This window comes from Tersicoccus phoenicis, assembly GCF_001968835.1.
Taxonomy (GTDB): domain Bacteria; phylum Actinomycetota; class Actinomycetes; order Actinomycetales; family Micrococcaceae; genus Tersicoccus; species Tersicoccus phoenicis.
In genome coordinates this window covers 47,708-57,838 of record NZ_MRDE01000050.1, presented here as the reverse complement: position 1 = coordinate 57,838, position 10,131 = coordinate 47,708, and the positions used below count along the sequence as shown (strand labels likewise).

General features: G+C 68.9%; 10 protein-coding genes and 1 tRNA gene. 2 read left to right on the top strand and 9 right to left on the bottom strand.

Annotation, left to right across the window (positions count from 1 at the left end; genetic code table 11):
* Window positions 1–129: 129 nt before the first annotated feature.
* From BKD30_RS08015 to BKD30_RS07980, 8 genes are all read right to left on the bottom strand, one after another.
* A complete protein-coding gene (locus tag BKD30_RS08015; RefSeq protein ID WP_235861566.1) occupies window positions 130–372 on the bottom strand; it encodes a DUF1156 domain-containing protein in 243 nt (80 codons plus the stop codon).
* The gene (locus BKD30_RS08010) at window positions 369–3,812 is read right to left on the bottom strand and encodes a helicase-related protein (protein WP_235861565.1); all 3,444 of its coding nucleotides are present in this window, start codon (window positions 3,810–3,812) and stop codon (window positions 369–371) included. The genes BKD30_RS08015 and BKD30_RS08010 overlap by 4 nt, the downstream gene beginning before the upstream one ends.
* Window positions 3,813–4,186: 374 nt before the next feature.
* Window positions 4,187–4,259: transfer RNA gene (locus tag BKD30_RS08005), tRNA-Ala, on the bottom strand.
* Between the two features lie 88 nt (window positions 4,260–4,347).
* Entirely contained in the window at window positions 4,348–5,043 is a 696-nt protein-coding gene (locus BKD30_RS08000) for a histidine phosphatase family protein (RefSeq protein WP_076703829.1), read from the bottom strand.
* 95 nt (window positions 5,044–5,138) lie between these two features.
* Window positions 5,139–5,639: a ribosome silencing factor gene (gene rsfS / locus BKD30_RS07995; protein WP_083956134.1), complete on the bottom strand. Its 501-nt coding sequence runs from the start codon at window positions 5,637–5,639 to the stop codon at window positions 5,139–5,141.
* Between the two features lie 54 nt (window positions 5,640–5,693).
* Complete coding sequence (locus tag BKD30_RS07990; RefSeq protein WP_076703827.1) at window positions 5,694–6,656, bottom strand: hypothetical protein; 963 nt, start codon at window positions 6,654–6,656, stop codon at window positions 5,694–5,696.
* Complete coding sequence (gene nadD, locus BKD30_RS07985; RefSeq protein WP_076703826.1) at window positions 6,653–7,297, bottom strand: nicotinate-nucleotide adenylyltransferase; 645 nt, start codon at window positions 7,295–7,297, stop codon at window positions 6,653–6,655. The genes BKD30_RS07990 and nadD overlap by 4 nt, the downstream gene beginning before the upstream one ends.
* Window positions 7,298–7,358: 61 nt before the next feature.
* Window positions 7,359–7,583, bottom strand: a complete 225-nt coding sequence (locus BKD30_RS07980) for a hypothetical protein (protein WP_076703824.1) — start codon at window positions 7,581–7,583, stop codon at window positions 7,359–7,361.
* A 126-nt stretch (window positions 7,584–7,709) separates the two neighbouring features.
* Here BKD30_RS07980 and BKD30_RS16495 point away from each other — a divergent pair, with 126 nt between their 5' ends.
* Together BKD30_RS16495 and BKD30_RS16710 are read left to right on the top strand one after the other, a co-directional pair.
* The gene (locus tag BKD30_RS16495; RefSeq protein WP_143588115.1) at window positions 7,710–7,922 is read left to right on the top strand and encodes a hypothetical protein; all 213 of its coding nucleotides are present in this window, start codon (window positions 7,710–7,712) and stop codon (window positions 7,920–7,922) included.
* A 20-nt stretch (window positions 7,923–7,942) separates the two neighbouring features.
* Window positions 7,943–8,443 carry an ATP-binding protein gene (locus BKD30_RS16710; protein ID WP_235861564.1) on the top strand — a complete coding sequence of 167 codons (501 nt, stop codon included), beginning with the start codon at window positions 7,943–7,945 and terminating at the stop codon, window positions 8,441–8,443.
* 393 nt (window positions 8,444–8,836) lie between these two features.
* Here the strand turns inward: BKD30_RS16710 and BKD30_RS07970 are convergent, their stop codons facing one another.
* Window positions 8,837–10,117: a CynX/NimT family MFS transporter gene (locus tag BKD30_RS07970; RefSeq protein WP_083956133.1), complete on the bottom strand. Its 1,281-nt coding sequence runs from the start codon at window positions 10,115–10,117 to the stop codon at window positions 8,837–8,839.
* Window positions 10,118–10,131 lie beyond the last annotated feature (14 nt).

Here is a 10,131-nt window from a genome sequence, read left to right as displayed (position 1 = left end):
AAAGCCCACCCCGAGCGGTTCACCGCCCGCGCCGAGGCCCGACCCAAGATCCTCGACCGGCAGCCTGCCACGTGGATCAACCAGCCATCAGCCGACGAGATGCAACTCGCCGCCTAACACCCACCGGCCTCATCCGCCTTGACAAATTCCGAACTGCGAGAACAGCACAGCACGAGCAGCCGCGAGGGGGCGCCGAGCCCAGTAGAGGTGGAGTGTCGACGGGTGTCCGTGGCGGATGTTCTTCTCTCGCCCCGCCTCCGCGTTGATTGCTTCGAGTGGCAGCGAGACTTCGATGAGCTTCTTTTTGGGTGCGGTGGTCACGGGGCTTCTCTCGCTGGTGTCGGGCTGATTGGTGTCGGTGGGGTGGGTCATCGCGGTGGTTCTCCGCGTTCCCAGTAGTCGCGCCAGACCTCGTTGTAGGAACGGGTGGTCGCGGATGGTTCCAGGTGGGTGAAGGCGTCGCTGACGTAGCGCAACTGGTCGTTGGCGGCACCCCTGGTCGAGACCTCGACGAGGGCGAGCCGGTGACGGTCGCCTTGGGTCTGGGCGAAGGTGATCTCGTTGGTGGTGATGGTGAAGGTGTCGGAGCCTTCGATGCGGCCCTTGACCTCGATGTAGTGGACGAAGCCGTTCTGGTCGGTGGACTGGATGTCGTAGCCGGGGTTGTTGCGCGGCATCTCGACGGGTTCGCGTCCGAGTGCTCGTTCGGCGGCGAGCACGGCTTCGACTGCTCGACGTTCGACTTCCTCGGTCTGGCGTGCGAAGGTCTGCGCTTCAGGCTCAGCATCGGTGGCGAGGAGTGCGCTGGGGACGACGAGAGCAACGCCGCGGATGACGGCAGGTACGGCAACAAGGTTGGTGGCCTCGTCGAGCTGTTCGAGCCGGTGGCTCAGCCGTTCATCGAGCTGCCGGGCACGAACGAGTGCGGTCTCGGCGCGGAGCCGGCAGACGGTGCCTCCTCGTTCGAGTGCTTCGAGGCGGTTGTGTTCTCGATCCCAGTGGTTGATCTCGGCCAGCAGGCGATCCTTCACCTGTGCGCGGGTCCGCGCGGTCTCGATGTCGAGGCGGGTCTTGATCTCGTCCATGCGGGGCTGGAGCCCTTCACGGTAGGCCCAGGCGCGCACGAGCTTCTCGTGGTTCTGTCGCGCCCAGTCGCTGCCGGTGATCTCGGCGATGGCTTCGGCCTCGGTCGAGTCGGGTCGGTCGTAGTCGAGGTACGGAGGTGCTGCGGAAACGGTGACGGTGCCGTCTTGTTCGAGGAGCGGGTAGTCGAAGTGGTGAGAGACGGTGTCGGCGTCGGCTGCGGTGTTCTCGATGTGCTGCTCGACGCTGAACATCAGCATCGGCGCGTCTGTCTGCTTGGAGCGGCGATCGACCAGCACGGTGCCTTGCTTGAGTGTGGGGCCGAGGTCGTCGATGGTTGCCTCGATCACGGCATGCAGTAGGGGGTGGCCCGGTGCGATGAGGGAGGCGTCGGCGAGGCCGTCGGGGTGCATGCGTGAGAGTTTGAAGGTGATGCGCTCGTACTGCTCGGCGACGGGTGCCCACCGGTTGAGGCGACGCGCAGTGTCGATCACCCGGGCGGGGACGCGGGTGATCTCGTAGCGTCCGTTCTCTCGTTTGCGGATGCGTCCGCCGAGCCGTGTGAGCGCGGGGAGGAAGAAGGCGGCGATGTAGCCGGGCTGGAGTCGGCGTTCGCGGGCCTTCTCCATGCGTGCCCGGACTTCGTCGAGGTTGAGGGCGGAGAACATCTCGGGGTGGAGGGCGCGTTCGGCGAGCACTTCGTCGAGGCCGTGGGAGACGCCGGCGTCAATGATGCGGTCGAGTTTGGCCTTGACCTCGGGCTGGTCACCGTAGCGGATGGCCTCAATCAGCAGGTCACGCAGTGACCGCTCTTGGAAGGCGTCGGCGTCGCCGAGCACGTTGAACAGGTTGCCGTTGTAGGCGATCGACATCTGGTCGATCTTCGCCAGCAGCCGCGTGAACACGTCGCCCTCGCGGGTGTCGCGGGCGACCATGTTCCACAGGTGGCAGACCTCGCGTTGGCCGATGCGGTGGATGCGGCCGAATCGCTGCTCGATGCGGTTCGGGTTCCACGGCAGGTCGTAGTTCACCATCAGGTGCGCACGCTGAAGGTTCAGACCTTCCCCGGCGGCATCGGTGGCGAGGAGGACCACGGTGTCGGGGTTGTGGGTGAAGCGTTCGCGGGCGAGCTTGCGGTCTTCGCGGCGGGTTCCGCCGTGGATCGTGATGACCGAATCGGCGCGGCCGAACTGGGCGGTGATCTTGGCTTGCAGGTAGTCGAGGGTGTCGCGGTGCTCGGTGAAGATGATGATCTTGCGGGCATCGCCCGAGCCATCGTGGGTCAGGAGCTGCTCGTCGAGGATGGTGCGCAGCTGCACCCACTTCTTGTCATCGTCTTGCAGCCTGACGCGCCGGGCGACCTTGATGAGGTCTTCGAGGATCGCGATCTCAGCCCGCAGCTCGGGGATCGTCTGCGCGGCCGTGGCGAGATCGACAACCTGGTCTGCCTGTTCCTCGAACTGGGCGCGTTCCTCGTCGGTTGTCTCTTCGTCGAAGTCCTCGAAGTCCTCGACTGAGAACGCGGGCACTGCGTCGCTCCCGAAGTCGAGCGTGGTCTTGCCGGTGGTCCATTCGTCGATGTGTGAGGAGATGGAGGTGCTGAAGCGGGCGTCGTCGGTGATGCGCTGCATGTCGCGCAGTTTCGTGTCGAGCCGCTGCTGGCGTCGTTCCAGAGATCGCAGGATCGCTTCGGGGCTGGAGGCCAGGCGGCGTTGCAGCACGGTGAGCGCGAACCCGACGTTGTTGCCGCGCTTCTTGTCCCCGGCCTGGGCGATCCGCTCGGCCCGTCCCATCTCGGTGCGGACGTAGTCGGTGACCTGTTCGTAGAGGTCTCGCTCGGCCGGGCTCAGCTCGTACTCGACGGTGTAGGCCTTGCGTTCGGGGAACAGCGGCTTGCCCTCGAAGGTGAGCAGGTCTTCCTTCACCATGCGGCGCATCAGACCGTCGGTGTCGGTGCGGTGCACGCCTTGCCGGTACTGGCCCTCGAAGCGGTCGCGATCCAGCAGCGACATGAAGAGCTGGAAGTCCTCTTCCTTGCCCGCGTGCGGGGTCGCTGTCATCAGCAGGAAGTTGTGCGCGGTTTCCGACAGCAGGCGTCCGAGCTTGAAGCGCTTGGTCTCATCGACCTCGCCCGCCCAGGACGAGTAGTGGGCCGACATGCGGTGGGCCTCGTCAACGACGGCGACATCCCAGGTGACCTCGCCGAGCTGCTCGGTCAGGTCTTCGCTGCGGGAGAGCTGGTCCATGCGGGCGATCAGGAATGGGTGCTCGGCGAAGACGTTGCGGCCCTGGGCGTCATCGACCATCTGGCGGCTGAAGATTTCGAACCGCAGGTCGAACTTCTGGCTGAGTTCCTCGCGCCACTGCTCCACGAGCCCACCCGGGGCGACGATGATTGCGCGCTCGCAGTCCGAGCGCAAAATCAGCTCCTTCAGATATAGCCCGGCCATGATCGTCTTGCCCGCGCCGGGGTCGTCGGCCAGCAGGAACCGCAGCGGGATGCGCGGCAGCAGTTCCTCGTAGACGGCGCGAATCTGGTGTGGCAGCGGGTCAACGTCCGAACTGTTGACCGCGACCATCGGGTCATACAGCGCCGCGTACTTGATCCGCAGCGCCTCGGCAGCAAGCCGGAACTCGTTCGGGTCCGCATCGTAGGCCGGCGCCGACTCGGCATCACTCGCTATTGCGAGCCGAACTGCGTCGTGATCGGCTAGTGTGCGAGCCGACATGCTCCCGCGACCGTCTCGATAGACGACCTCATACAGTCCGGTATCGATTGCATCTACCGCGATGAGCGTGACAGTCTGCTGAGGCAGGATGCCGGTAAGTCGCTGACCCACACGCAAGTCAGCGAGCTGGATGTGACCTAGCTCCACCGCATTGTCACCCCCAAACATCGTGTAGCCGAAGCAATTGCCTCGCCGCCGGACTCGCCTTCACAGCGCTTGCCGTAGGTGTCAGACCCAATCTCACCATACTGGCGAGTACAGGCAATTCTGGAGCGCGACATACATGCTCATCAACGGAGAGGCAGCGATAGACGGTGTTCACCTTTCAGCAACACGAAAGCCCGCTCAAATACGAGCGGGCTTTCTAATATTTGTGGAGCTGAGGGGACTCGAACCCCTGACCCCCTGCATGCCATGCAGGTGCGCTACCAGCTGCGCCACAGCCCCGTTGTCGCCGTACACAGCACCGGTCGAGACCTTTATCCGTGCCGCGGCAACCCCTAGAGTCTAGCCAAGGGTCGCCGAGGAAACCAAATCACCCCTCCTGCACGGTGACCGGCTCCGGGAGGCTCCCGGCGTTGTGCGCGGCCAACCGCCAGCGCAGCCCCCGGGTCGCCTTCTCGGGACCCATCTCCTCCAGCATCGACCAGTTGCAGTTGGCCAGGCCGGACATCACCGCCCACCGGTCGTGCGGCAGTCCGAGCAACGACGCGATCGCCACCCGGGCCGCCCCGCCGTGCGTGGCCAGCACCAGCAGACCGTTCTCGGGCAGCCCCCGCAGGTGTTCCTCGACGGCGGCGCACACGCGGGCCGCCACGTCCAGCCGGCACTCCCCTCCCCCGGGTACGACCGTCACGTCACCGGTCGCCCAGCCGGCCGCCTCCTCGGGGAACTGCTCGTCGATCTGCGCGAACGTCAGCCCCTGCCAGCGGCCCGCGTAGGTCTCCCGCAGCCGAAGGTCCACCGTCACCGGCAGACCGGCCAGTCGGCCGAGGGCCTCCCCGGTGTCCCGGGCCCGTGTCAGGTCCGAGGCGACGACCCGGCCCGGGCTCAGCGCCGCCAGCAGCCGCGCCGACGCCTCGGCCTGCGCCCGACCGACCTCGTCGAGCTCGATGTCGGTCTGCCCCTGGAATCGGCCGGCCGCGTTCCACGACGTCTGGCCGTGCCGCCACACGACCACCCGACGGTACTGGGCGACGCCGTCGGCCGGCGCACCGGCAAGCCCCGCCACCGCCGGACCGGGAGACGCGTGGGTGACAAAAGCGGTGTCGGCAGGCGGGGTATCGGAAGCCGCGGTGTCGCCAGACTCCGTAGGACCGGCTGCAATCACGTGCGCGGCTCGTCGACGTCGCTCGCGGGCGCTGTCACGTCCTCCGCGGCGGCGTCGGACCCGTCGAGCGCATCGCCCTGCCCTTGGTCGGGCGTAGCGGCCCGCTCCTCACCTGCCGGCACGTTCGCCGGTGCGTTCAGTTCGGCGGTGATGTCGATGACGGGGCTGTCGTTCCACAGCCGCTCCAGCGCGTAGAACACCCGGTCCTCCTGGTGCTGCACGTGCACGATCACCTGCGCGTAGTCCAGCAGCACCCACCGGCCCTGGGACCGGCCCTCGCGCCGGACGGGCTTCTCCCCCAGCTCGGCGAGGGCCTCCTCGATCGCGTCGACGACGGCGTTCACCTGCCGCTCGCTGGTCGCGGACGCGATCAGGAAGGCGTCGGTGATGGCGAGCCGCTCGCTGACGTCGAGCGCGACGACGTCGTGCGCCTGCTTGTCGGCGGCGGCCCGGGCGGCGGCCCGGACGAGGGCGATGGACGTGTCGGTTGCGGTCACGGAACTCCTTGACGGGGACGGGTGGGAGAAGAACTCAGCGGATTGGATGGGGAATCAGCGGGGCACGGCGAGCAGCAGCACGGCGAGCACGGCCAGGCCGACGACCACGACGACGGCGGCACCGATCAGGACCCCCACCCAGGAACGCCGTCCCTTCCGGGCGGTCCGCGCGTCGAGTGGGTCCAGGCCCGCGGCGTCGGCCGCGCCGACCGGAACAGGCGCGGGCTCGGCAGCGGCAGCACCGGGGGTCGTTGTCGTCGACGTTGCACCGGCCTCGAGCAGGGCCGCGGTCGGCACCCAGCCGGTCGCGGGTCCGGGCTCGGTCGAGGCGCCGATGTCGCCGGCCGATGCGCCGTCCTCCAGCCGCGTGCCCTGCAGCGGCTGCACGGTTCCGGTCGCCGGGTCCCACGTGAGGAACACCTGGCTGGTGGTCGGCGGGGCGATCACCGGGAAGTCGAAGGCGGGGTCGTGCTCGTAGCGCAGCGGGGTGACGGCACCGAGGTTGTGCGCCTCGTGCGGCTCGGCCACCGGAACCGCGGGCCCGGGCACGAAGCTGACCGGGGAGTCGGTGATGGCCGGGCCGGCCGGCGTCCCCCGCTGGGCGGCGTTCAGCGCCGCGGCGCGGGCCGCCAGGGCCTCCTGCTCGGCGCGGATCGCCGGGTCGACATGCTCGGGCCCCGCGTGCTCGGCGCCCAGGTGTTCCCCATGCGCGGGCCCGTGCGGACCGCCGGAGTCGACGGCGCTGGAGCCGTGCCGGGACAGGCTGACGGCGTGCTCACCCGCCTGCTCGGTGAGCTCGGCCATCCGGGCTTCGTACTCCTCGCGGGTCAGCGCCGCCCCGGCACCGAACGCGACGCCGTCGTCGTCGGCCTCGAGAGCGTCCTGATCCGGACCATCCTGGCGGGCCGCTTCCTCGGCGGCACGCTCGGCCGCACGCCGCTCCCGGCGGGTCGCGTACTGGACGGGACCGGGCTGGTCCGACGGCCCGGGATTCTCGGCGGGGAACCGGTCGCTCATGGGGTCACCAGGGCGGTCGCGGTACGGCTCGCGGCGTCGGTTGCGGCGACGGGCCGGCCGACGCCGGACTCGACCGCCGCCACGTCGGGCGTGTACAACCCGTACTTGGCGATGTACTGGACGACGCCGTCGGGCACGAGGTACCAGACGGGGTGGCCGGCGTGCACCCGCTCGCGGCAGTCGGTGGAGGAGATCGCCATCGCGGGGATCTCCATCAGGGAGATGTCGTCGCGGCCGATGTTGCTCAGTTCGTGCCCGGGCCGGGTCACCCCGACGAAGTGGGCGAGCGACCACAGCTCGTCGACGTCCTTCCAGGACAGGATCTGCGCCAGCGCGTCCGCCCCGGTGATGAAGAACAGGTCGGCGTCCGGGCGCAGCGCGTGCAGCTCGCGGAGGGTGTCGATCGTGTAGGTGCGGCCGGGCCGGTCCACGTCCACGCGGGAGACGCTGAACCGCGGGTTGGACGCCGTCGCGATCACCGTCATCAGGTAGCGGTGCTCGGCGGGCGAGACCTCCTGCTTGGCCTTCTGCCAGGGCTGGCCGGTGGGGACGAAGACCACCTCGTCCAGCCCGAACACCGAGGCCACCTCGGACGCGGCCACGAGGTGCCCGTGGTGGATCGGGTCGAACGTGCCGCCCATGACGCCGACCCGGGTGCGTCGCCCCGGCAGGGCGATGTGACCCGGTGTGGGGACCGGGGAGTTAATGGCCCTGCTCCCGGTGGTGCTCCGCCGGCAGGGTGCGTTGCGGGTCCACGTGCTCGTCGTGCGCCTCGTGCCGCATGCCCACGTTGGTGAACGAGACGGTCACGAAGAGCAGCACGAGGAAGACGCCGAAGATCACCAGCATGACGACGGCGGGCGGCGCGATCACCGGAGCCTTATCCTCTGCGGCGGACAGGACGGCGGCGGCCATCTGGGTGAGCATCTTCTCCCCTGCTTCGGGTCGGCGGTCTGGACTGACTTCATCCTACGACGTGGGGATCGGTCAGGTGGTGCGGTTCGGCCGGTGGCGGGCGGCAGTTCCGTCGGTGGCGGCGCAGAGCCTGCGACCATGAGCGACCTCGACCGTGATCTTCCCGCTGGCTACACCGACGCCCTCGCCACCCTGAAGGGTCAGGTGCGCGATGCGCAGCACGGGGCTCAGCACGTCGTCGTGCAGACAGTGTCTGCACTGATCAGCTGGGAGCCACAACGTCGCACGCTCCGGCAAAGCCGCCGAACCTACGGAACTCGCGCAATTACACAAGACTCACAAGATACATAGGTCCTCACAAGGAGCTTCAGTTGGAGAATCCGTTCCGGCCGTCCGCTGGCGCAACGCCGCCCGAGATCCTCGGACGTGCCGGGCTGCTGGACGAATTCGACTACGGCCCGCGCATAGGCTCCGGTGCGCCGGGACTTCTGACCATCTTCACTGGCGCCAGAGGCATCGGCAAGACCGTCATGCTCGGCGCGGCCCATGATGTCGCGCGCGAGCACGGCTGGGCCGTGATCTCCGAGACAGCCACGGGCGGATTCATGGGACGCATCGGGGAGTCGATGCACCAACTGGCCGAAGAACTCGGCAGCGGCCGTCATGGCAGGCGAATCACGGCGGTGGCGGCGGCGGGCTTCGGCATCCGACTCAACTGCCGCCCGAGCGGCAGGTCGCGTGGCGATCAACGAGGGAGTAGCCACCTTCCTGCGGCGCGCCGACAAGGTCGACCTCCACGCCGCCGCGGTCCGGGAAGTGGAGGAATCCTTCACCACTACGTTCACCGCAGCAGGTTTCAGCATCTCCCCTGACCACGTTCGAGCGGCAGCGGAAGCCACCAAAGGCTACCCGTTCCTCATCCAGCTCGTCGGCTACTTCCTCTGGAGGGAGGCCGAGCTCAGCCAGGGAATCGTGACGGCAGACCACGTGCGGCGGGCCGTCGATGCAGCGCGGCGGCGCCATGCCCGCACCGTCATCGAAGCAGCCCTGGCCAGCGCGTCACGCAAGGACATGGCATTCCTCCGAGCCATGGCGGAAGACGGCGGCCCTCGTCCGCTGCCGACATCGGCCGCCGGATCGGAGCCCGGACCAATCTGGTCGGAAACTACCGCGCCAGACTCCTCGCAGCCGGGCTCATCGATCCCACGGGATACGGAAAGGTCGACTTCGCCATCCCCGGGCTCCGCGAATACCTCCGCTCGCATTCATAGACCGGTCGGGCCGCCGACGACGCGGTCCCGGCCGGCCAGCAGCCCGGCCACCAGCTGGGCGAACGCGACGGCGCCGATCACGACCAGCGGTGCCACCCAGGAGCCGGTCGCAGCGAACAGGGCGCCCAGCACCGGCGGGCCGATCGCCGCGAACAGGTAACCGAGCGACTGGGACATCCCCGACAGGGATGAGGCATCGACGTGGTCACGAGTGCGCAGGGCGATCAGGCTCAGTGCGGTCACCAGGGACGCGCCGGAGCCGACGCCGGCCACCAGCGCCCACAGCAGGGCCACCGTCGGCGCGGTCAGCATGCCGACGACGCCGACCACGGTCACCGCGGGAGCGACCGCGGCGACCAGGCGTTGCCGCGGTCCGCGCAGCAGGAACGACGTCGTGAAGCTGGCGGCCACCCCGACGAACTGGAACGCGAACAGGTGCCAGCCGGACTCGACATCGCCGATCCCCTGGGACCGTTCGATGGTCGGCAACCACGTGATGAGGATGTAGAACACGGCCGACTGCAGCCCCATGTACGCGGTGACCTGCCACGCCAACGCCGACGTCCACACCGTCGAACGGCTCCGGCCCCGGGCACGTGGCGTGGAAGGGACCGGCGCGGAAGGCCGCTGTTCCCGGCGTTCGGCTCTCGCATAGCGCAGTTGCGGCAGCCACAGGGCGATGGCCGGCAGTACCAGCAGCGCCCAGACGGTCAGGGCGAACGGCCACCCCAGCGGGCCGCCGCCGACGTCAAGGTGGGACAGCGGCACCGCCAGCCCGACGCCGGCCGAGGCGGACGCACCGAGCACCGCGGTGTAGACGCCGGTCATCAGCGCCACCCGCTGCGGGAACTCAGCCTTGACGACGGACGGCAGCAGGACGTTGCCCACCGCGATCGCCGCGCCCACGGTGAAGGAGCCGACCCACAGCCCGATCGGCGTCCCCGGGATGATCCGCAGCAGCGCCCCGATCAGCAGGACGACGAGGGCGCCGAGCAGAGTCGGCACCGCCCCGAACCGATTGCCCACCGCCGCCGCGACCGGCGAGATCAGCGCGAACGCCAGCAACGGCATCGCGGCGAGCAGGCCGAGCGCGGACGGACCCAGGCCCGTGGACGCGCCGACCTGGTCGATCAGCGGGCCGAGAGAGGTGAAAATGGGCCGCAGATTCGCGGCGACGGCAAGGATGCCCGCGAGCAGCAGCCAGGTGGCCGGCCGGGGCCGCGGGTGGCCGGCGGGCTGCGTGGAACGATGCGCTCGCTGGGGCGGGGCGCTCATGCCGCGCCGGGCGA